General features: G+C 63.9%; 21 protein-coding genes. 8 read left to right on the top strand and 13 right to left on the bottom strand.

Annotation, left to right across the window (positions count from 1 at the left end):
* Positions 1-78: 78 nt before the first annotated feature.
* Complete coding sequence (locus A9K66_RS21815) at positions 79-768, top strand: HAD family phosphatase (RefSeq protein WP_067327866.1); 690 nt, start codon at positions 79-81, stop codon at positions 766-768.
* 30 nt (positions 769-798) lie between these two features.
* On the opposite strand, the gene A9K66_RS21810 is transcribed toward A9K66_RS21815, so the two are convergent.
* A complete protein-coding gene (locus A9K66_RS21810) occupies positions 799-1,542 on the bottom strand; it encodes a hypothetical protein (protein ID WP_067327865.1) in 744 nt (247 codons plus the stop codon).
* A 129-nt stretch (positions 1,543-1,671) separates the two neighbouring features.
* On the opposite strand from A9K66_RS21810, the gene thrC reads away from it, so the two are divergent.
* From thrC to A9K66_RS21790, 4 genes are read left to right on the top strand one after another with little or no spacing between them, the layout of a single operon-like run.
* The gene (thrC, locus tag A9K66_RS21805) at positions 1,672-3,069 is read left to right on the top strand and encodes a threonine synthase (RefSeq protein WP_067328024.1); all 1,398 of its coding nucleotides are present in this window, start codon (positions 1,672-1,674) and stop codon (positions 3,067-3,069) included.
* A 14-nt stretch (positions 3,070-3,083) separates the two neighbouring features.
* Positions 3,084-4,376: a pitrilysin family protein gene (locus A9K66_RS21800; RefSeq protein WP_066997977.1), complete on the top strand. Its 1,293-nt coding sequence runs from the start codon at positions 3,084-3,086 to the stop codon at positions 4,374-4,376.
* Between the two features lie 16 nt (positions 4,377-4,392).
* A complete protein-coding gene (locus A9K66_RS21795; RefSeq protein ID WP_066997979.1) occupies positions 4,393-4,989 on the top strand; it encodes a GNAT family protein in 597 nt (198 codons plus the stop codon).
* A 3-nt stretch (positions 4,990-4,992) separates the two neighbouring features.
* Positions 4,993-7,881, top strand: a complete 2,889-nt coding sequence (locus tag A9K66_RS21790; RefSeq protein WP_067327864.1) for an EAL domain-containing protein — start codon at positions 4,993-4,995, stop codon at positions 7,879-7,881.
* Positions 7,882-8,021: 140 nt separating this feature from the next.
* Here A9K66_RS21790 and A9K66_RS21785 read toward each other — a convergent pair whose 3' ends face one another.
* Positions 8,022-8,630, bottom strand: coding sequence for a YqgE/AlgH family protein (locus A9K66_RS21785; protein ID WP_066997984.1), 609 nt, complete (start codon positions 8,628-8,630; stop codon positions 8,022-8,024).
* A 127-nt stretch (positions 8,631-8,757) separates the two neighbouring features.
* Between A9K66_RS21785 and A9K66_RS21780 the strand changes: the two genes are divergently transcribed.
* The 3 genes from A9K66_RS21780 (at position 8,758) to A9K66_RS21770 (ending at position 10,662) form a co-directional block, all read left to right on the top strand.
* The gene (locus A9K66_RS21780) at positions 8,758-9,564 is read left to right on the top strand and encodes a protein-disulfide reductase DsbD domain-containing protein (protein WP_067327863.1); all 807 of its coding nucleotides are present in this window, start codon (positions 8,758-8,760) and stop codon (positions 9,562-9,564) included.
* Between the two features lie 139 nt (positions 9,565-9,703).
* Complete coding sequence (locus A9K66_RS21775; protein WP_066998201.1) at positions 9,704-10,186, top strand: peroxiredoxin; 483 nt, start codon at positions 9,704-9,706, stop codon at positions 10,184-10,186.
* Positions 10,186-10,662, top strand: a complete 477-nt coding sequence (locus A9K66_RS21770; protein WP_067327862.1) for a DUF2938 domain-containing protein — start codon at positions 10,186-10,188, stop codon at positions 10,660-10,662. The genes A9K66_RS21775 and A9K66_RS21770 overlap by 1 nt, the downstream gene beginning before the upstream one ends.
* A 15-nt stretch (positions 10,663-10,677) precedes the next feature.
* Here the strand turns inward: A9K66_RS21770 and rnhA are convergent, their stop codons facing one another.
* The 11 genes from rnhA to coxB form a co-directional block, all read right to left on the bottom strand.
* The gene (gene rnhA / locus A9K66_RS21765) at positions 10,678-11,211 is read right to left on the bottom strand and encodes a ribonuclease HI (RefSeq protein WP_067327861.1); all 534 of its coding nucleotides are present in this window, start codon (positions 11,209-11,211) and stop codon (positions 10,678-10,680) included.
* Positions 11,208-12,170 (bottom strand): homoserine kinase, encoded by a 963-nt coding sequence (locus tag A9K66_RS21760; RefSeq protein ID WP_067327860.1) that lies wholly within the window; start codon positions 12,168-12,170, stop codon positions 11,208-11,210. Before A9K66_RS21760 ends, rnhA begins: the two co-directional genes overlap by 4 nt.
* A 6-nt stretch (positions 12,171-12,176) precedes the next feature.
* Positions 12,177-13,181: a 4-hydroxy-3-methylbut-2-enyl diphosphate reductase gene (ispH, locus tag A9K66_RS21755; RefSeq protein WP_067327859.1), complete on the bottom strand. Its 1,005-nt coding sequence runs from the start codon at positions 13,179-13,181 to the stop codon at positions 12,177-12,179.
* 73 nt (positions 13,182-13,254) lie between these two features.
* Complete coding sequence (locus A9K66_RS21750; protein WP_067327858.1) at positions 13,255-14,010, bottom strand: SURF1 family protein; 756 nt, start codon at positions 14,008-14,010, stop codon at positions 13,255-13,257.
* On the bottom strand, positions 14,007-14,393 hold the full coding sequence (locus tag A9K66_RS21745; protein ID WP_067327857.1) for a DUF983 domain-containing protein: 387 nt from the start codon (positions 14,391-14,393) through the stop codon (positions 14,007-14,009). Before A9K66_RS21745 ends, A9K66_RS21750 begins: the two co-directional genes overlap by 4 nt.
* An 82-nt stretch (positions 14,394-14,475) precedes the next feature.
* Complete coding sequence (locus tag A9K66_RS21740) at positions 14,476-15,357, bottom strand: cytochrome c oxidase subunit 3 (RefSeq protein WP_066998007.1); 882 nt, start codon at positions 15,355-15,357, stop codon at positions 14,476-14,478.
* A gap of 1 nt (position 15,358) precedes the next feature.
* Positions 15,359-15,985 (bottom strand): cytochrome c oxidase assembly protein, encoded by a 627-nt coding sequence (locus A9K66_RS21735; RefSeq protein WP_067327856.1) that lies wholly within the window; start codon positions 15,983-15,985, stop codon positions 15,359-15,361.
* A 7-nt stretch (positions 15,986-15,992) separates the two neighbouring features.
* A complete protein-coding gene (locus A9K66_RS21730; RefSeq protein WP_067327855.1) occupies positions 15,993-16,175 on the bottom strand; it encodes a hypothetical protein in 183 nt (60 codons plus the stop codon).
* Positions 16,172-17,116 carry a heme o synthase gene (locus A9K66_RS21725; protein ID WP_067327854.1) on the bottom strand — a complete coding sequence of 315 codons (945 nt, stop codon included), beginning with the start codon at positions 17,114-17,116 and terminating at the stop codon, positions 16,172-16,174. Before A9K66_RS21725 ends, A9K66_RS21730 begins: the two co-directional genes overlap by 4 nt.
* 69 nt (positions 17,117-17,185) lie before the next feature.
* Positions 17,186-18,835 carry a cytochrome c oxidase subunit I gene (gene ctaD, locus A9K66_RS21720; RefSeq protein WP_066998019.1) on the bottom strand — a complete coding sequence of 550 codons (1,650 nt, stop codon included), beginning with the start codon at positions 18,833-18,835 and terminating at the stop codon, positions 17,186-17,188.
* Positions 18,836-18,873: 38 nt separating this feature from the next.
* Positions 18,874-19,746, bottom strand: a complete 873-nt coding sequence (coxB, locus tag A9K66_RS21715) for a cytochrome c oxidase subunit II (protein ID WP_245299655.1) — start codon at positions 19,744-19,746, stop codon at positions 18,874-18,876.
* Between the last annotated feature and the right edge of the window lie 177 nt (positions 19,747-19,923).

Raw genomic sequence — 19,923 nt, 5'->3', positions numbered from 1 at the left:
TTTGCGAACATCGGCCCATTGGTGTATGCCGCGCCGCTTGGGCCAGTCAGGCCATTTTCCTCCCAGCTTCGGATTGCCATGCCCCAGCCAGACCTTGTCATCTTTGATTGCGACGGCGTGCTCGTCGATTCCGAAATCATCGCCGCGCGCGTCGAGGCCGAGCTTCTGACATCGGCCGGATACGAAATTTCGGCGGAGGAGCTTGCCGAGACCTATGCCGGGCTGACCTTCAAGGACATCCTGATGCGGGTCGAGGAAAAATCTCACCTTCCCTTCCAGGCCTCGCTGATCGACCGCGCCGAGGAACTCGTCGATCGCAAGCTGCGCAGCGACGTGCGCATCATCGACGGCGCACGCGAGGCGGTGGCGGCGGTGACCACGCCGCGCGCCGTCTGCTCCAATTCGCGCACCGAGCGGATCGAGTTCATGCTTGAAAAGGTGCGCCTGCTGCCCTTCTTCGCCGGCCGCATCTTTTCGGGGCTCGACATCCCCAGCAAGAAGACCAAGCCGGCACCGGACGTGTTCCTCTATGCCGCCGAACAGCTCGGCGCCAATCCGAAGAACACTTTCGTCATCGAGGATTCGGTGCACGGCGTCACCGGCGCCAGGACGGCGGGCATGCGCGTCATCGGCTTCACCGGCGCGGGGCACAGCTATCCCGGCCATGCCGACACGCTGACCGAAGCGGGCGCCGAAACCGTCATCCGCCGTTTGGCGGAACTCGGCAGCACGATTGCGGCATTGTCGGAGTGGTCGGAGGACGCTTAACCGCGGAAGCGCGATTGGCGGCGAACCAGATCAGTTTGTCGCCGCCGCGGCGACGCGCTTCTTCCTCTTGGCCTTGGACTTGTCCGTCGCTGCCGGCGCGTTCTCGTCATAGCCGGCATAGGCTTGGTAGTCGCGGGCGGTCGGCTCCGGCACTACGACGTTGGTGTCGGTGAAGACGAACTGCGTCGCGGCAGACGGATCGGTGACCTGCACCTGATACTGATGAAGCTGCGAATAGAGCACGTCAGGCCCATGTTGGACCGCGATGCGGATCGGCATCGTCACGTTACCGGGCGTGAACAGCGGTCCCGGCACGACCTTGCCGGCCACCGCGATCTTCATCGTCAGCTGGCCGTTTTCGTGAGTGCAGTCGCGCGTCACGTCGGTGATCGAGGCCTGGTAAATGATCTTGGCGGGATCGCGATTGGGGTCGACGGGTTGACCGTTCGGTCCGGTCTGTGCGGCTGCGGCTGCCTCGGCTTCAGCGTCCGCCGCGGCATCGACTTTCTTTTTCTTCGTCTTGGCGGCGGCGCCCTTAGCATAGGTATTGAAGAAGGCGGTGCCGTCGCGCAGCGTCACTTTCGGGCAGTAGGCGCGCAACTGGCTGGCAAGCACCTTGGGGTCCTGCGGCGGTGGCGGCGCGGTCGGGTCCTTCTTGCTGAAGCCGAAGTTCAAAATGCCATTGTCGCTCGATTGGCAGCCTGCGGCGGCAAGCATAAAGCCGGTGAGCGCCAGACCCGCGACAACACGGCGGTTGACCGAATAAAACCTCATGAACTGCACTTCCCTCTCACAAAGCCGGTGACGTATATCAACGCCGCGGCGAAAATGCGACTGGAGCCGGCTCGGAAAATTAACCAATTTGCCGTGGATGACGCGGCCGGCAGCAATGGGTTCTTGACGATGCAATATGTGAGTACCCGCGGGGATGCGCCCGTGCTTGGATTTTCGGACGCGGTGCTGGCCGGACTGGCGCGCGACGGCGGGCTTTACCTGCCGCGCGAATGGCCGCAGTTCTCGTCCGCCGATATTCGCGCCATGCGCGGCCTCGCCTATCCCGATCTTGCCATCCGCGTCTTGACACCCTTCCTCGGCGGCGAGATCGCCGCACCCGTCTTCGAACGGCTGGTGCGTGAAGCCTACGCGACTTTCCGGCACGATGCGGTCTGCCCGCTGGTGCAGACGGGCAAAAACACCTTCATCCTCGAGCTCTTCCACGGCCCGACGCTGGCCTTCAAGGACGTGGCGATGCAGCTGCTCGCGCGGCTGATGGACCATGTGCTGGCCGAACGGGGCAACCGCGCGACCATCGTCGGCGCCACCTCCGGCGACACCGGAGGGGCGGCAATAGACGCCTTCGCCGGCCGCGACCGCACCGATATCTTCATCCTTTTCCCCAACGGCAAGGTCTCGCCGGTGCAGCAGCGGCAGATGACGACGTCGAGCGCCGCGAACGTGCACGCGCTGTCGATCGAAGGCAATTTCGACGATTGCCAGGGCCTGGTGAAGGATATGTTCAACGACCACGGCTTCCGCGACAGGGTGTCGCTGTCGGGTGTCAATTCGATCAACTGGGCCCGCATCATGGCCCAGATCGTCTATTACTTCTCCTCGGCGCTGTCGCTGGGCGCGCCCGACCGGCCGGTGTCATTCACCGTGCCGACCGGCAATTTCGGCGATATTTTCGCCGGTTATGCCGCCAAGCGAATGGGACTGCCGGTCGAGCGGCTGATCATCGCCACCAACGACAACGACATATTGGCGCGCACGCTTGCAAGCGGCGAATACCGCACCAAGGGCGTGTTCGCCACCACCTCGCCGTCGATGGACATCCAGGTGTCCTCGAACTTCGAGCGCCTGCTGTTCGAGGCGGCGGGCCGGGATGCCGCGACGGTCAGGCGCTACATGAACGGGCTGAAGCAGTCCGGCGCCTTCACCGTCGAAGCGGGCGAAATGGCGAGGATCCGTACAGAGTTCGACGCCGGCCGCGCCAGCGTCGACGAGGTCGCGGCAACCATTCGCCAGACGCTTGCAGCGAGCAGCTATATGCTCGATCCGCACACGGCCGCCGCCATGCACGTAGCGGCCGGCCAAATGTCGGGCGCCGTGCCCATGGTGGTTCTCGGCACCGCGCATCCGGCCAAATTCCCGGCGGCGGTCGAGGCCGCCAGCGGCGTTACGCCAGCGCTGCCCGCTTGGCTCGCCGGCTTGATGACAGCCGACGAAAAGTACACCATACTTCCATCCGAGCTGAAAATGGTGGAAGAATACGTGAGCCGCCACACGCGGGCGGCCCGTTAGGGAGTAGTTGCCATATGGGTGTTGAGGTAAGCCGTCTGTCGAACGGCCTGACGGTCGCCACCGAAACCCTTCCGAGCCTCGAATCCGTTGCCCTTGGCGCCTGGGTCAAGTCGGGCGCACGCAATGAACGCGACGAAGAGCACGGCATGGCCCATCTGCTCGAACACATGGCTTTCAAGGGAACGAAACGGCGCAGCGCCTTCGAGATCGCCTCGGAAATCGAGAATGTCGGCGGCGAGATCAACGCGGCCACCAGCGTCGAGACGACCTCCTACTACGCCAGGGTGCTTTCCGCCGACGTGCCGCTCGCGGTCGACATCCTGGCCGACATCCTGCAGGAATCGGAGTTCGATCCGGAGGAACTGGAGCGCGAGCAGCATGTGATCCTGCAGGAGATCGGCGCCGCGCACGACACACCCGACGACATCGTCTTCGACCGTTTCACCGAAACCGCCTTCCGCCACCAGACCATCGGCCGCTCGATCCTCGGCACGCCGGAGACGGTCAAATCCTTCACCTCCAGGCAGCTGCACGATTTCATCGAACGGCAATATGGCGCCGAGCGCATGGTGATCGTGGCCGCCGGCGACATCAAGCACGACAATTTCGTGCGCGAGGTGGAAAGACAGCTTGGCGGCTTCCGCGCCAAGGCCACCAGCAACATCCCGCAATATGCGCAGTATGTCGGCGGCGACTTCCGCGAGGACCGCGACCTGATGGATGCGCAGATCGTGCTCGGCTTCGAGGGCCGCGCCTACCATGTGCGCGACTTCTACGCCTCGCAGGTGCTGTCGATGATCCTCGGCGGCGGCATGTCGTCGAGGCTGTTCCAGGAAGTGCGCGAGAAGCGCGGCCTGTGCTATTCGGTCTATGCCTTCCACTGGGGCTTTTCCGACACCGGCATTTTCGGTGTGCATGCGGCGACCGGACAGAGTGATATCGCCAAGCTGGTGCCGGTCATCATCGACGAATTGCAGAAGGCCGGGGAAAGCATCCAGCAGGATGAGCTCGACCGCGCACGCGCGCAATATCGGGCCGGCCTCATCATGTCGGCCGAAAGCCCGGCAAGCCGCGCCTCGCAGATCGCCAGGCAGTTGCTGCTGTTCGGGCGGCCGATCGCCAAGGAGGAGTTGATGGAGCGGCTGGCGGCGCTGACGGTCGAGCGGCTGACCGATCTCTCCTCGCGGCTGTTCTCGACCAAGCCGACGCTGACGGCGGTCGGCCCCGTGGGGACGCTGGCGCCCTACGAGGCGATCCTCGAATCGCTTGCGGGCCCGCAGACGACGGCTCGCAGGCTCGCCGTCTAACCTTCGTTCCAAAGTCGTGTTCGCGCTTCCTTTCTTTCGCCGCGACCTGCCGGCACTGAAGGGCGAAAAGGTCACGTTGCGCGTGCCTTTGACCAACGACTACCGCGAATGGTCGACGCTGCGCGGCGAAAGCCGCGCCTTTCTGGAGCCATGGGAGCCGCGTTGGCAGCCTGACGAGCTCGACCGCACCGCCTGGCGGCTGCGCATCGGCCGCTACCGCGAGGACTATGCGCAAGGCACGGCCATTGCCTTCTTCATCTTCGAGAAGTCGAGCGGCAAGCTCGCCGGCGGCATCACGCTCGGCAACATCCGCCACGGTGTCGCGCAAAGCGGCCACATCGGCTACTGGATCGGCGAGCGCTTCGGCGGCCGTGGACTGATGACCGACGCGGTCAAGGTGGTGTCGCGTTTTGCCTTCGATACGCTGCGGTTGCACCGGATCGAGGCTGCCTGTATTCCCGACAACGCACGGTCGATCCGCGTGCTTGAAAAAGCCGGATTCCGGCGCGAAGGACTTCTCAGATCCTATCTCCGGATCAACGGCATCTGGCAGGATCACTACCTCTACGCCCGGATCGCGGACGATCCGCCGGGTGATGGAACGAAGGGCTGATATGTGACGACTTTTTCGCGAATCGCGTCGCTGTTCGCCCTCATCCTGGCGCTCTTCGTCACGCTTTCAGCGGTTGCGCCGGCATTGGCCGTCGAGCCGATCAAGATTGCCCGCGACGACAAGGCGCTCGACCTTTCGGGCGCAGTCGAGATCTACCGGAACCAGGGCGAGAATTTCCAGGTCTCGACCGCGCCCGGCCCCGACGGCATCGTGCGGCGCATCGAGGTTGAGGCCAATGACGCGCGCTCGACCGGCGACTGGGCGGTGTTCGCGCTCGCCAACACCACCGACCAGCAGCTCGATAGGCTGATCGTCGCGCCGCATTTCCGCCTGGTGAATTCCGGTATTTTCTGGCCCGATCTCGGCTCGACGCGCATCGCGGCGATCACGCCCAGCGAAGGCTTCGCGCTCGACCGCCAGACCAGCCCCGACGCCGATGTGTTCCGAGTGACGCTCAACCCCGGAACGGTCGTCACCTTCATCGCCGAGCTCGCCTCGCCCAAGCTGCCGCAGGTCTATCTGTGGGACCCGGAATCCTACAAGGACTCGGTCAATTCCTACACGCTGTTCCGCGGCATCGTCATCGGCATCGCCGGCCTCTTGGCGCTGTTCCTGACCATCCTGTTCGTCGTCAAGGGAACCTCGATGTTCCCGGCCACCGCCGCGCTTGCCTGGGCGGTGCTCGCCTATATCTGCGTCGATTTCGGCTTCCTCAACAAGGTCATCGAAATCTCGCCCGGCAACGAGCAGATGTGGCGGGCCGGTACCGAGGTGGCGCTGGCGGGTACCTTCGTGGTGTTCCTGTTCGCCTATCTCAACCTCAACCGATGGCACGGCCATTTCAGCTATGGCGCGCTGGTCTGGATCCTCGGGCTGCTGCTGATTGCCGGCGTGGCCATCGTCGATCCCGCGGTCGCCGCCGGCATCGCCCGCATCTCGTTTGCCGCGACGGCGCTCACCGGCCTCGGCCTCATCATCTTCCTCGGAATTCGCGGCTATGACCGCGCGATCATGCTGGTGCCGAGCTGGGTGATGGTGCTGCTCTGGCTATGCGGCTCGTGGATGGCGATCACCGGCATGCTGGACAACGACATCGCCCAGCCGGCGCTCGGCGGCGGCCTGATCCTGATCATCCTGTTGATCGGTTTCACGGTGATGCAGCACGCTTTTGCCGGCGGCGCGCTGCACCAGGGCCTGTTTTCCGACCTCGAGCGCCAGGCACTTGCAGTCGCCGGCTCGGGCGACATCGTGTGGGACTGGGACGTGCTGCGCGACCGCGTGGTGACCAAGCCCGACATCAGCCTGCAACTCGGCCTTGCCCCCAACAGCCTTTCGGGCGCGGCCCGCAACTGGCTGCCGGTGCTGCATGCCGACGACCGCGACACCTTCCGCACCACGCTGGACGTGGTGCTGGAGCACCGCCGCGGCCGCGTGGCCCAGAATTTCCGCCTGCGCGGCGCCGACGGGCATTATCATTGGTTCTCGTTGCGCGCCCGTCCCGTGATCGGGTCGGATGGCGAGGTGATCCGCTGCGTCGGCACCATGGTCGACGTGACCGAGCAGAAGAAATCCGAGGAGAGGCTGCTGCACGACGCCGTGCACGACAACCTGACCGGCCTGCCTAACCGCGAGCTGTTCATGAACCGGCTGGAGGCGATCATCTCGATCGCCCGCACCGAGGACAAGGTGCGCCCGACCGTCTTCGTCATCGACATCGACCGTTTCAAGCAGGTCAATGACGGGCTCGGCATTTCGGCCGGCGACACCATCCTGCTGACCATCGCGCGCCGGCTGCACCGGCTCTTGAAGCCCAAGGATTCGCTGTCGCGCTTTGCCGGCGACCAGTTCGCGCTGATGCTGCTGTCGGAACAGGATCCGGCCCGCATCGCCGCCATGGCCGATGCCATCAAGCATGCGATCAACAATCCGATCACCTTTGCCAAGCGCGAGATCGTGCTCACTGCCTCGATCGGCCTGATCACCTGGACGACGGCGCAAACCTCGTCGGAGGACATGGTCAAGGACGCCGAGCTTGCCATGCATCAAGCCAAGCGTTTCGGCGGCGACAGGATCGAGCCGTTCCGGCCGGCCTTCCGCACCGTCGGCACCGACAGGCTGCAGTTCGAATCCGACCTTCGCCGCGCCATCGAGCGGCGCGAATTCACGCTCGCCTACCAGCCGATCGTGCGGCTGGAGGATGGCAGCGTCGCCGGCTTCGAGGCGCTGCTCAGATGGGATCATCCGCGGCGCGGCATGATCCCGCCGGGAGACTTCATCCCGGTGGCTGAGAATTGCGGCCTGATCGTGCAGCTCGGCCTGTTCGCCATGCAGCAGGCGGCCGAGGATCTGGCGGCCTGGCAGAAGCAGATCGGCGACGCGCCGCTGTCAGTTTCGGTCAACCTCTCCAGCCGGCAGCTCATCCGCCGCGACCTGGTCAGCGACGTGCGCTCCGTCATTGCGCGGGCCAACTTGAAGCCGCGCTGCTTCCGGCTCGAACTCACTGAATCGCTGGTGATGGACAATCCCGAGCAGACCGCGCATGTGCTGACCAAGCTCAAGCAACTCGGCATCGGACTGTCGCTCGACGATTTCGGCACCGGCTATTCATCGCTCTCCTACCTGACGCGCTTCCCCTTCGACACGATCAAGATCGACAAGAGCTTCGTCGACGACGCAACGCCGAAACGTGCGGTGCTGCTCAAGTCCATGGTCAACATGGCCCATGAGCTTGGCCTGTCGGTCGTCGCCGAAGGCATCTCCGACGAGAGCGACGCGCTGGAGCTGCGCCAGATGGGCTGCGAATATGTCCAGAGCTTCATGTTCGGCGCGCCGATGCCCGGCGAACTGGTGCTGAAGACGCTGAGGGAGCAGTACCCGCTCACGCAGGCTTAGAGGGCGTTGCTTCGGCGCTTACGAACTGCGGTGACCTTCCAACTCGTCATCACCCTAATCGCTCAGAGCGTCGCCATTCCTCAGAGCTGATGACGAAGCTAAAGGCGGGTTCGACTGATCCCGCAGGTCGGCAAAGGCGTTTAAGCGTGTCCCGCGGCGGCGCTCAAATGGGCGAGATCGATGCCAATCGAGGCAAGGATGCGATCGTATTTGCGCTCGATGTCGGCGTCGAACAGCAGCTCAGGCGTCGCCGGGCAGGTCAGCCAGCCATTCTCGGCGATCTCGCTTTCGAGCTGGCCGGCGCCCCAGCCGGAATAGCCGAGCGCCATCAGCGCATGACGCGGGCCGCGACCCGTCGAGATGGCGCGCAGGATGTCGACCGTGGCGGTCAGGCAGATGTCGTCGGAGACGTTGAGCGAAGATTCCACGCGATAGTCGCCGGAATGCAGCACAAAGCCGCGGCTGCGGTCGACGGGCCCGCCATTGCGCACGACGAAATCGCGGGCATGCGCCGGCAAGCGGATTGCTTCCTGCTCGTTCACGATGCCAAGCTGCACCAGAAGGTCCGGGAACAGCATCTGCTGCGTCTGATTGATGATCAGGCCCATGGCGCCCTCGTCGCTGTGGGCGCAGATATAGATGACGGAGCGCGTGAAGCGGTCGTCCTTCATGCCAGGCATGGCAATCAGGAACTGATCGTCGAGAAAGCCGCGTCCGGCCGTCTTCTTTTTGTGACGCAACAAGTCCATGGAGCTGAGGGTAACCCGTTTCCGCGGCGCCGAAAAGATGGTCAGGCTGCCCGATGTCACGCAAATATGATACCTGCAGGAACATGAAATCATTGCGCGGCCAAGAACGGGCGATCAAATCACCGTCATGCGATACCTGAATATTGTGGCGCTCGGCGCCGTCGTCGGCCTGGCAGCGGGGCAGCCGGCCGAGGCATCATCCTCGGCCTGGTACAACAGCGAAGGCGGCAAGGTGCGGCTGGTGACCAGCGGCAAGCCGGACGAGGCGGGCAAGATCCACGGCGTGCTCGACATCGCGCTGAAGCCAGGCTGGAAAACCTATTGGCGCGATCCCGGCGACGCCGGTGTGCCGCCGCAGATCGACATCTCGGCCAGCACCAACATCGCAGATGCAAAGCTGTCGTTTCCGCCGCCGCAGCGCCACGACGACGGCTACGGCAAATGGGCCGGCTATGACCGTCCCGTATCGCTGCCGGTGACCTTCACGCTGTCGGCGCCCGACCAGCCGGCGACGATCGATGCCAATGTCTTTCTCGGCATTTGCGAGACGATCTGCATTCCGGTGCAGACGCGGCTCAGCCTCGATCCTGCTTCCGATCCGGACAACCCCACCGACGCGGCACTGGTGAAGACGGCGCTTGCAACGCTCCCTGCCCCGGCGCGACCTGATTTCGGCATCCGCGTGCTGCCCGGCGATCACGAGACGCTCATCGTCGAGGCGCATTCGCCCGGCGATGCCGAGTCCGTCGACTTTTTCATCGCGGGGGAGCGCGACTATATGTTCGGCGCGCCGGTGCGCAGCGAGAAGGACGGCAAGCTTGTTTTCACCGTGCCGATCCTCGACCGGCCGTCAGCGACGCCCACGGACGGCGGGCTCTACTACACGCTGACAAGCGCCGAAGGTGCGGTGGACGGGTTGCTGCCTTTCCCTTGAGCCAATTCGTCGTGGAGCCGCAATTCCGAATGGAAAACCGCTGGGCACTTTTCCTGGCATTGCTCTGAACGGTTGCGGAATGCGGCCCGGTTCGATATCGCAGGCACAGATCCTTCCCAATCTCCCGAACGAGGAAACCATGACCATTTCGGTTGGCGAAAAACTGCCCGAGGCGACTTTCAAGGTGATGACCGCCGATGGCGCCAAGCCGATGACCAGCGCCGAGATTTTCGCCGGCAAGAAAGTGGTGCTGTTCGGCGTTCCCGGCGCCTTCACGCCGACCTGCAGCAACAACCATCTGCCGGGCTATCTCGAGAACCACGACGCCATCGTGGCGCGCGGCGTCGACACTATCGCGGTCGTCTCGGTCAACGACGTCCATGTCATGGGCGCCTGGGCACGCTTCACCGGTGGCGAAGGCAAGATCCTCTATCTCGCCGACGGCAGCGGAGACTTCGCCAAGTCGGTCGGACTCGACAACGACCTTTCCGCGAACGGCATGGGGCTGCGCTCGAAGCGCTTTTCGATGATCGTCGATGACAGCAAGGTCGTAGCGCTCAATGTCGAAGCCAAGCCGGGTGTCGACGAGAGTGGGGCGGCCAAGATCCTCGAGCAGCTCTGATGCTCGACATCGTCTGGCGCGCCATCGCGATCGGCATCGGCGCCACGGTCTTCATGGACGTCTGGGCGATTATCCTCAACAAGGCGTTCGGGCTGCCGCGGCCGAATTGGGGCATGGTCGGCCGCTGGGTCCGGCATCTGCCCGAGAAGGTCTTCCATGACGATATCAGTCAGGCCGCCCTCTACACGCATGAAAAGGCGCTGGGCTGGGCGTTCCACTATCTCGTCGGAATTCTCTACGGCGTGATCCTGGTCGTGCTGGCGGGAACGGGCTGGCTGGCAGCGCCGACCTTCCTGCCGGCCTTCATCCTCGGCATAGTCACCGTCGGCGCCGGCTGGTTCCTGCTGGCGCCCGGCATGGGCGCCGGCTGGGCAGCGTCGAGGACGCCCAACCCGATGCTGGTGCGCGCGCTCAACCTCGTCTCGCACACGGTCTTCGCCCTCGGCCTGTTCTCCACGGCGCTGGCGATCCGGTAGAGAACGTCAGGCGCGTCAATAGCTCTGGGTCGAGCGTCGGGGCGCGGGCTTCCTGGCCGGAGCACCAGCCTTCTGCGGCGCAGCCGCAACCGGTGCCGGCCGCGCCTGCTTCGGCTTGAACGGCGCCATGCCTTGCCTTGCCAGTTCGTCGGCGCGCTCGTTCTCCGGGTGGCCGGCATGGCCCTTCACCCAATGCCAGATAACCTTGTGTCGCCTGTTGGCCTCGTCGAGCGCCTGCCAGAGCTCACCGTTCTTGACCGGCTTCCTCTCGCCGGTCTTCCAGCCGTTCTTCTTCCAGCCATGGATCCATTTGGAAATGCCGTCCATGACGTATTTGCTGTCCGTATAGAGATCGACCGTGCAGGGCTCCTTCAGCGCATCGAGCGCGCTGATGGCGGCAAGCAGCTCCATGCGGTTGTTGGTGGTCTCGGCCTCGCCGCCCGACAGCTCCTTGGTGACGCCGTTATAGCGCAGCACCGCGCCCCAACCGCCCGGCCCGGGATTGCCCGAGCAGGCGCCGTCGGTGAAGATCTCGATTTGCTTGTTCATGTCAGTCCGTATTCGGATGGAGACTTGATCGCCCGGTGGAAGCGCATGCGGCGGATATATTCGGTCGGATCGCGCTTCATCACCAGCCCGCCGTTGGGAATGGTCAGCCAATCATAGAGCCTGGTCAGCATGAAGCGTAGCGCCGAGCCGCGCGCCAGCATCGGCAGCGCCGCTTTTTCCTCGCCCTCAAGCGGCCTCACCGACTGGTAGCCGGCAAGCAGCGCGGCCCCTTTGGTCAGGTTGAAGGAAAAGTCCTTCTCGAAGCACCAGGCGTTGAGGCACGTGGCGACATCATAGGCATAGAGGTCGTCGCAGGCGAAATAGAAATCGATCAGCCCCGACAGCTTCTCGCCAAGGAAGAAGACATTGTCCGGGAAGAGATCCGCGTGGATGATGCCTTGTGGCAGGCGGGTCGGCCAGTTGCGCCCAAAATCGAGGAAGTCCGCGTCGACTTCGGCCGCGAGCCCCAGCTCGACCTCGTCGGCGCGGTCGCGCGACGCCGCCCAGAGCTTGCGCCAGCCGTCGATGGCAAGCGCGTTCGGCCGCTTCATCGGGAAATCCCGCCCGGCGAGATGGAGCGCGGCCAACGCCTTGCCGACCTCGCCGCAATGCGCTGCCGTCGGGCGCCTCAGCGACAGGCCCTCGAGGAAGGTGATGATGACCGCCGGGCGCCCGGCGAGAGTGCCGATGACGGTTCCGTCATGCGCGGTGACCGGAAGCGGGCAGGAAATGCCTTTTCGCGCGAGATGGCCCATCAGGCCGAGGAAAAAGGGCAGATCGGCCTTGTCGACGCGCTTCTCGTAGAGCGTCAATATGTAGGAACCGGTGGAAGCATGGACGAGAAAATTCGAGTTCTCGGTCCCTTCGGCGATGCCCTTGTAGGACAGGAGCTCGCCCACCGGATAGGCTTTCAGAAACGCGCTGAGCTCGTTTTCGTTGACGTCGGTGTAGACGGCCATCTGGGTTTACGCGGCTCCGTTGACGAAGGCCATGTCGGCCGCCGTCAGTTCGACATCGCGCAACACCCGCATCACCGGAAAATCCTCCGTTTCCGTGGCCGTGATGGCCAGATCGATGGTGACGTCGAAGCGTTGCCGGAACGCGTCGATGATCTCGTCGACGATGATTTCCGGCGCCGAGGCGCCGGCCGACAGGCCGAGCGTCGAAATCCTGCCGATCTCATCCCACGGAATTTCGGAGGCGCGCTGCACGAGAAGCGACATCGCGGCGCCCGCGCGCTCCGCCACTTCGACAAGACGCCGCGAGTTGGACGAGTTCGGCGCGCCGACGACGAGGAAAAGGTCGGCGCCGGCGGCCGTCTCCTTCACCGCCTCCTGGCGGTTGGTGGTGGCGTAGCAGATCGATTCGGCGGCCGGGGCGTGAAGCTCGGGGAAACGCTCTTGCAGCGCCCGGATGATGCCGGCGGTGTCCTCGACCGACAGCGTCGTCTGGGTGACGAAGCCAAGCGCCGCCGGGTCTGCCGGCACGAAGCTTGCCGCATCCGCCTCCGTCTCGATAAGGGTCACGGCTCCTTCCGGCAACTGGCCCATCGTGCCGATCACTTCCGGATGGCCGGCATGGCCGATCAGGAGCACATGGCGGCCGAGCCGCTGGTGCCGCATCGCCTGCTTGTGCACCTTCGACACCAGCGGACAGGTGGCATCGAGGTAGAACAGGTTGCGCGCCTCGGCGTCGGCCGGCACCGATTTCGGCACCCCATGCGCGGAAAAGACGACCGGCGACTGACGATGCTCGGGCGGGATCTCGGACAATTCCTCGATGAACACCGCGCCCAGGCTCTGCAGCCCCTCGACGACGTAGCGGTTGTGCACGATCTCATGGCGGACATAGACCGGCGCGCCGTATTTCTTCAGCGCCAGCACGACGATCTGAATGGCGCGGTCGACGCCGGCGCAGAAGCCGCGCGGCTGGCAAAGCCTGATCGTCAGCGGTGGCTTTTTTTCAATCATCAAAACGGGCCGGTTCAGTCGGAAAGCTGAAGGCGAAATGAGGCGTGCACCCCTGCCCTGTCAAGAGCGGCGCTCACTCCTCCTTCGCCGGGCGGCGAAGCCTGAGGATCAGCACCGCGGCAAGGGCGGCGGCAAGGCCATACCAGGTGACGGCATATTGCAGGTGGTTGTTCGGCAGATCGATGATGGTGACGCCGCCGACCGGCAGACCGCCGGGGTTAGGAGTCTTGTCGGCATCGATAAAGAAGGGCACCAGCACGGCTCCCGCTGGCAGACCGGCGCTCGAGGCCATGACGTCGCGGTCCTTCCAGTAAAAGATGTTCTTGGCGACGTCGTTGTCGGGCAGCATCATCGAGGGTTTTTCAGGCAGCGGATTGCGGGCAAGCCCGGTCACCGTCACCGTGCCGGCGACCTCGCCCTGCTTCCGCTTGGCCGGATCCTTGAGATCGTAAGGGACGAAGCCGCGGTTGACGAGCACGAAACGGCCGTCGTCGAGCCGCAGGGGCGTGTAGACATTGAAGCCCGTGTCGCCTTCCCAAGTGGCGAAGAAATGGCGCTCGCCCTGGTGCAGGAAAGTGCCGGTTACAGTCACCGGCGTGTAGTCGACATCGTGTGTGGCGGCGAATTCTTTCTCGACATCGGTCAGTGGCAACGGTGCCGCATGGGTGCGCTTGTCGATGGTATCGATCAGCCCTTCCTTCCAGTGCAAGCGCTGGACCTGCCATGTGCCGAGGCCGAGGAGAATGGCGAACAGGACAAGGCCGAGCCCAAGCAGCAGTGCCGAGCGCGGCCGCGAAGCGCCGGCAGTCGAGGAGGTCGCATCGCTCATTGGCCGCTGTCCAGCCTGCCTTCCGCGGCCTTCTTGGAATATTGCAGGGTGATCAGCACGCCCTTGATCAGGCGCAACGCCGCCAGGCTCAGCACCAGCGCCAGCGGTATCCACAAAATGAAATGCAGCCAGAGCGGCGGGCTCAGCGTCACTTCCATCCACAGCGCCAGGCCGACGACGATGAAGCCGATGATGAGGATCACGAAGACCGCCGGACCGTCGCCGGCATCGGCAAAGGAATAGTCGAGGCCGCAATTATAGCAGCGCTTGCCGACGGTGAGGAAGCCGGAGAACAGCTTGCCCTCGCCGCAGCGCGGGCAATGGCCGCGCAGCCCGGCCGAGATCGGGTCGACGGGTGGCCAGATCGCCTTGTCTTCGCTCATGTCAGCACCGTAGACCCGTTCGGTCAAAAAGATAAGGCGGCCACGTCGCCGCAGCCGCCTCGTGAACTCAATCCAAAGGGTCTCAGTGGGCTTCGATTACCGCGCCGCTCGAGGCCCAGACATAGATCGCGGTGAACAGGAACAGCCAGACCACGTCGACGAAATGCCAGTACCAGGCGGCCGCCTCGAAGCCGAAATGCTGCTTCGGGGTGAAATCGCCCCGCATCGCCCGGATCAGGCAGACGAGCAGGAAGATGGTGCCGATGATGACGTGGAAGCCGTGGAAGCCAGTCGCCATGAAGAAGGTGGCGCCGTAGATCGAGTCCTTGAAGCCGAACGGAGCGTGCATGTACTCGTAGGCCTGCACCATGGTGAACAGCATGCCGAGGCCGACGGTTAGGATCAGGCCGTTGATCAGGCCCTTGCGGTCGCCGTGCAGCAGCGAGTGGTGCGCCCAGGTCACCGTCGTGCCCGACAGAAGCAGGATGATGGTGTTGTAGAGCGGCAGGTGGAAGGGATCGAGAACCTCCAGACCTTTTGGCGGCCAAACGCCGCCCGTGAAAGTGGTGCGGGCATATTGCGCGGCCTCGCCCGGGAATAGGCTGGCGTCGAAGAAGGCCCAGAACCAGGCGACGAAGAACATCACCTCGGAGGCGATGAACATGATCATGCCGTAGCGCAGGTGCAGCGAAACGACGCGCGTGTGGTGGCCCTCATGCGCTTCCTTGATGGTGTCCGACCACCAGGCGAACATCGTGTAGAGCACGATGATCAGGCCGATGAAAAACAGCCACGGATTGGCGATGTTGTGGCCGAATATTGGGAAGCTGCCGGCCTTCAGATACTGCATCAGGCAAACGCCGCCGACGGCCGTGACCAATGCGCCGATCGAGCCCAGGAAAGGCCAAGGGCTGGGATTGACGAGATGGTAGTCGTGGTTCGGTTTTGCGTGCGCGTCTGCCATATCAACCCCCGAGGCTTGCTTCGGAATCTGGAACTTTGTTGCTGCTGCCAGCGGCCGGCGCGGACGACGCGACTGGCTGCTTCTTTTCGACCGGGAACATGGTGTAGGACAGGGTGATGGTCTTCAAGTCCTTCAGTTCCGGCACGTTGACGATGTCTGGATCGACATAGAACACGACCGGCATGTCCAGCGTCTCACCGGGCTTGAGCGTCGTGTCGGTGAAGCAGAAGCACTCCACCTTGTTGAAATAGGCGCCGGCCATTTCCGGCTGCACGTTGAAGGAGGCGCGCCCGGTGATGGGGCGATCGAACTTGTTGGTGGCGCTGTAATGCGCCTGCGTGGTCTCGCCGATCTTGATCGTCACCGAGCGCGCGACGGGCTCGAACTGCCACGGAATGCCGTTGGTGTTGGCGTCGAAGCGGATGGTGATGTCGCGGTCGAGCACGCGACCGGCATATTGCTTCTCGGCGCGCTGCGTCGTGCCGCCATAGCCGGTCACCTGGCAGAACATCTTGTAGAGCGGGACCGCCGCATAGGCCATGCCGACCATGCCGGTGAAGAAGGCAAGGCAGACCGCCACGACGATACGGTTGCTGTTCTTCCCGATGGGTCCGGTCTCGCCGCTCATCGCCGCCTCACATCAAATTCGTCGGTATCAGGCCGGAGGCATGGTGGCCGAAGCGCACGATGGTGGCGATGTAGAAGATGATGACGAGCGCGGCCAGCGCGACGCCGATGGCAACGGAGCGGCTGCGCCGCGCCTTCCGCTGGCGTTCGGTCAAGGTGACCAGTTCGAGGTTCTTGTCGGCCACGGTCATGCTCCCCCCATGACGAGGGCACGCCCGACCACGCTGTCGACGAGATAGGCGGCAAAGATTGCGAAGAGATAGAGCAGCGAATAGCCGAACAGCGCCTTGGCCGGCTTCATCGCGCGGTCGGCATCGCTCATGCCCAGCACCTTCCAGGCATACCAGACGAAGCCCAGGCCGAGCAGAACGGAAACCGCGCCATAGGCGGCGGTGGTGTAGCCGAGCAGCCATGGCAAGACGCCGACCGGCGCCAAGATCAGCGCGTAGGCAAAGATCTGGCGGCGGGTCGAGGCGTGTCCGGCGACGTTCGGCATCATCGGAATGCCGGCGCGGGCGTAGTCGTCCGACTTGAACAGCGCCAGCGCCCAGAAATGCGGCGGAGTCCAAAGGAAAATGATCAGGAAAAGAATCAGGCTTTCGAGGCTGACCGATCCGGTCACCGCCGCCCAGCCGATCACCGGCGGGATGGCGCCGGCGGCGCCGCCGATGACGATGTTCTGCGGCGTCCAGCGCTTTAGCCACATCGTGTAGATGACGGCGTAGAAGAAGATGGTGAAGGCAAGAAGCGCCGCCGACAGCCAGTTGATGAGCACGCCCAGCGTCATCACCGACAGCGCGGAGAGCACGAGGCCGAAGCTCAGCGCCTCACCCGGCGTGACGCGCCCGGCCGGCACCGGACGGCTCGCTGTCCTGGTCATCACCGCGTCGATATCGGCGTCGTACCACATGTTGAGCGCGCCCGAGGCGCCGGCGCCGATGGCAATCGCCAGGATCGCGATCACCGCCAGCAGCGGATTGATGGCGACCGGCGCCGCGACCATGCCGACAAAGGCCGTGAAGACGACCAGCGACATCACGCGCGGCTTGAGGAGGGCGAAGAAATCGCCCGCGGTGGCTTCCGACATGCGAAAGCCAACTTCCTCCATCAATTTGTGGTCGGCAAGGGCCATGCGTACTTAAAGTCCATCATTCCGTTGGCCAAGACCGCCGGGCGAGCAGGCGGTCCTGTATCTGCGGCCTTACTTGATCTTCGGCAGCTGTTCCCACTGGTGGAACGGCGGCGGCGACGGCAGCTGCCATTCGAGCGTGGTGGCACCCTCGCCCCACGGATTGGCGCCCGCGACGCGCTTCTTCTGGAAGGCCTCGAACACGCCATAGAGGAAGATCGCAACGCCGACGGCCGCGATGTAGGAGCCGTAGGACGAGATCATGTTCCAGCCGGCAAATGCATCCGGATAGTCGACAGTGCGGCGCGGCATGCCGGCAAGGCCGAGGAAGTGCTGCGGGAAGAAGATCAGGTTGACGCCGACGAAGGTGACCCAGAAGTGGGTGTTGGCGATCACCGGCGAGTACATGTAGCCGGTCATCTTCGGGAACCAGTAGTACCAGCCGGCGAAGATGGCGAACACGGCGCCCAGCGACAGCACGTAGTGGAAGTGGGCGATCACGAAATAGGTGTCGTGCAGCGAGCGGTCGAGGCCGGCATTTGCCAGCTGAACGCCGGTGACGCCACCGATCGTGAACAGGAAGATGAAGCCCAGCGCCCACAGCATCGGCGGCTTGAAGGAGATCGAGCCGCCCCACATCGTGGCGATCCAGGAGAAGATCTTCACGCCCGTCGGAACCGCGATGACCATGGTGGCGAACACGAAATAGCGCTGCGTGTCGAGCGACAGGCCGGTCGTGTACATGTGGTGCGCCCAGACGATGAAGCCGACGGCGCCGATCGCGACCATGGCGTAGGCCATGCCGAGATAGCCGAAGACCGGCTTCTTCGAGAAGGTCGAGACGATATGGCTAACGATGCCGAAGCCCGGCAGGATCAGGATGTACACCTCGGGATGGCCGAAGAACCAGAACAGGTGCTGGAAGAGCAGCGGGTCGCCGCCCTGGTCCGGCACGAAGAAGGCGGTGCCGAAGTTGCGATCGGTGAGCAGCATGGTGATGGCGCCCGCCAGGACCGGCAGCGACAAGAGCAGCAGGAAGGCCGTGATCAGCACCGCCCAGGCGAACAGCGGCATCTTGTGCATGGTCATGCCAGGCGCGCGCATGTTGAAGATGGTGGTGATGAAATTGATCGCACCGAGAATCGACGAGGCGCCGGCGATGTGGAGCGACAGAATCGCAAGGTCCATCGCGGGGCCAGGCTGGCCGGATGTCGAGAGCGGCGGATAGATCGTCCAGCCGCCGCCGACGCCGAAGGCGCCGGGCGCGCTCGGTACGAACATCGAGCCGAGCAGCAGGAGGAAGGCCGGCGGCAGCAGCCAGAAAGAGATGTTGTTCATGCGCGGGAAGGCCATGTCCGGCGCGCCGATCATGATCGGCACCATCCAGTTGGCGAAGCCGCCGATGAGCGCCGGCATCACCATGAAGAAGATCATGATCAGGCCGTGCGCGGCGCCGAAGGCATTGTACATGCTCTTGCCGCCGTCGATGGCGGCATCACCCTGCATGCCGTAGACCATCTGCGCCAGACCGCTGAAGATCTGGATGCCGGGCTCCTGCAGCTCCATGCGGATGGCGACCGAAAGCGCGCCGCCGATAATCCCGGCCATGATCGCGAAGATCAGGTAGAGCGTGCCGATGTCCTTGTGGTTGGTCGAGTAGACCCAGCGGACCCAGCCATGCGGCCTGTGGTCGTGGTGGTCGTGAGCTGCAGCCTCTGCCATATTCCGCTCCGTTCCCTAATTCTTGCTAACCCGCGGCGTCAGTTGCCGGCGGCCGCTACCTTGTTGGTACCATCGATCTCGGCCATCAGCGCCTTGTTGGCGGCGGGCACGTCGGTCTTGGCCGTCTCCAGCCAGGTCTTGAACTGCGCGTCGGAGACGACGCGAACCGCGATCGGCATAAAGGCGTGATCCTTGCCGCAGAGCTGCGAGCACTGGCCGTAATAGAGGCCTTCCTTCTCCGCCTTGAACCAGGTCTCGTTGGTGCGGCCGGGCACGGCATCCATCTTGATGCCGAAGGACGGCACGGCGAAGGAGTGGATGACGTCGGTGGCGGTGATCAGCACACGGGTCATGGTGTTGACCGGCACCACCAGCTCATTGTCGACGGCGAGCAGGCGCGGATAGAGGTTGCGGTCTTCCTTGCCGGCCTTGGCGCGGTCACCGTCCTGAAGGATCGCCGAGTTGAAGGAGAAGCTCTTGTCGACCTGGTATTCGTAGTCCCAATTCCATTGGTTGCCGGTCGCCTTGACGGTCAGCTTGGCTTCTTCCGGCGGGGTATACTGCGCGGTGAGCAGTTGGAACGAGGGGATGGCGATGAGCAGCAGCACGATGACCGGGCCGACGGTCCAGATCACCTCGATCAGCGTGTTGTGGCTGGTCCTGGAAGGAACCGGGTTGGCGCTCGCGCGGAACCGCAGGATGACATAGGCGAGCAGGACCAGCACCAGCAGGGTGATGACCACGATGAATACGAAGGTGTAGTTTCCGAACCATTCGATCTGCCGCATCATGTCGGTCGCAGGCGCCTGGAAGGCGGTTTCCCATGGCCGCGGCTGATCCGCATAGGCGGATGCGCTGGAGAGGAGCGTGCCCGCGGCCGCAGCACCTGCCAGAAGTCTGGCGCTTGCCATGAATTTTCTCATCGCCCTCTCGTCTCCCACTTCCTGCAATCGGATCGCACCAATAACGAACGACGCCGGGATGGGGAATCCCGGTCTGTCCCTAAGGTGGTTCAAACCATACTCTATTTCCCTCCGCAAGGAAGGAGCGGGCGAAACCGTGCGGCATTTTTGCGCGCAGCCCGAAGG

The sequence above is a fragment of the Mesorhizobium sp. AA23 genome (genome assembly GCF_001672435.1).
Taxonomy (GTDB): domain Bacteria; phylum Pseudomonadota; class Alphaproteobacteria; order Rhizobiales; family Rhizobiaceae; genus Mesorhizobium.
The sequence above is the reverse complement of the archived record's forward strand: the minus strand, read 5'-3'. Positions and strand labels throughout refer to the sequence as shown.

Bases quoted from the DNA above. Each gene is read 5' to 3' on its own strand.
- A9K66_RS21815 (WP_067327866.1), top strand. From the start codon at position 79: ATGCCCCAGCCAGACCTTGTCATCTTTGATTGCGACGGCGTGCTCGTC.
- A9K66_RS21810 (WP_067327865.1), bottom strand. From the start codon at position 1,542: ATGAGGTTTTATTCGGTCAACCGCCGTGTTGTCGCGGGTCTGGCGCTC.
- thrC (WP_067328024.1), top strand. From the start codon at position 1,672: ATGCAATATGTGAGTACCCGCGGGGATGCGCCCGTGCTTGGATTTTCG.
- A9K66_RS21800 (WP_066997977.1), top strand. From the start codon at position 3,084: ATGGGTGTTGAGGTAAGCCGTCTGTCGAACGGCCTGACGGTCGCCACC.
- A9K66_RS21785 (WP_066997984.1), bottom strand. From the start codon at position 8,630: ATGGACTTGTTGCGTCACAAAAAGAAGACGGCCGGACGCGGCTTTCTC.
- A9K66_RS21780 (WP_067327863.1), top strand. From the start codon at position 8,758: ATGCGATACCTGAATATTGTGGCGCTCGGCGCCGTCGTCGGCCTGGCA.
- A9K66_RS21775 (WP_066998201.1), top strand. From the start codon at position 9,704: ATGACCATTTCGGTTGGCGAAAAACTGCCCGAGGCGACTTTCAAGGTG.
- A9K66_RS21770 (WP_067327862.1), top strand. From the start codon at position 10,186: ATGCTCGACATCGTCTGGCGCGCCATCGCGATCGGCATCGGCGCCACG.
- rnhA (WP_067327861.1), bottom strand. From the start codon at position 11,211: ATGAACAAGCAAATCGAGATCTTCACCGACGGCGCCTGCTCGGGCAAT.
- A9K66_RS21760 (WP_067327860.1), bottom strand. From the start codon at position 12,170: ATGGCCGTCTACACCGACGTCAACGAAAACGAGCTCAGCGCGTTTCTG.
- ispH (WP_067327859.1), bottom strand. From the start codon at position 13,181: ATGATTGAAAAAAAGCCACCGCTGACGATCAGGCTTTGCCAGCCGCGC.
- A9K66_RS21750 (WP_067327858.1), bottom strand. From the start codon at position 14,010: ATGAGCGATGCGACCTCCTCGACTGCCGGCGCTTCGCGGCCGCGCTCG.
- A9K66_RS21745 (WP_067327857.1), bottom strand. From the start codon at position 14,393: ATGAGCGAAGACAAGGCGATCTGGCCACCCGTCGACCCGATCTCGGCC.
- A9K66_RS21740 (WP_066998007.1), bottom strand. From the start codon at position 15,357: ATGGCAGACGCGCACGCAAAACCGAACCACGACTACCATCTCGTCAAT.
- A9K66_RS21735 (WP_067327856.1), bottom strand. From the start codon at position 15,985: ATGAGCGGCGAGACCGGACCCATCGGGAAGAACAGCAACCGTATCGTC.
- A9K66_RS21730 (WP_067327855.1), bottom strand. From the start codon at position 16,175: ATGACCGTGGCCGACAAGAACCTCGAACTGGTCACCTTGACCGAACGC.
- A9K66_RS21725 (WP_067327854.1), bottom strand. From the start codon at position 17,116: ATGGCCCTTGCCGACCACAAATTGATGGAGGAAGTTGGCTTTCGCATG.
- ctaD (WP_066998019.1), bottom strand. From the start codon at position 18,835: ATGGCAGAGGCTGCAGCTCACGACCACCACGACCACAGGCCGCATGGC.
- coxB (WP_245299655.1), bottom strand. From the start codon at position 19,746: ATGGCAAGCGCCAGACTTCTGGCAGGTGCTGCGGCCGCGGGCACGCTC.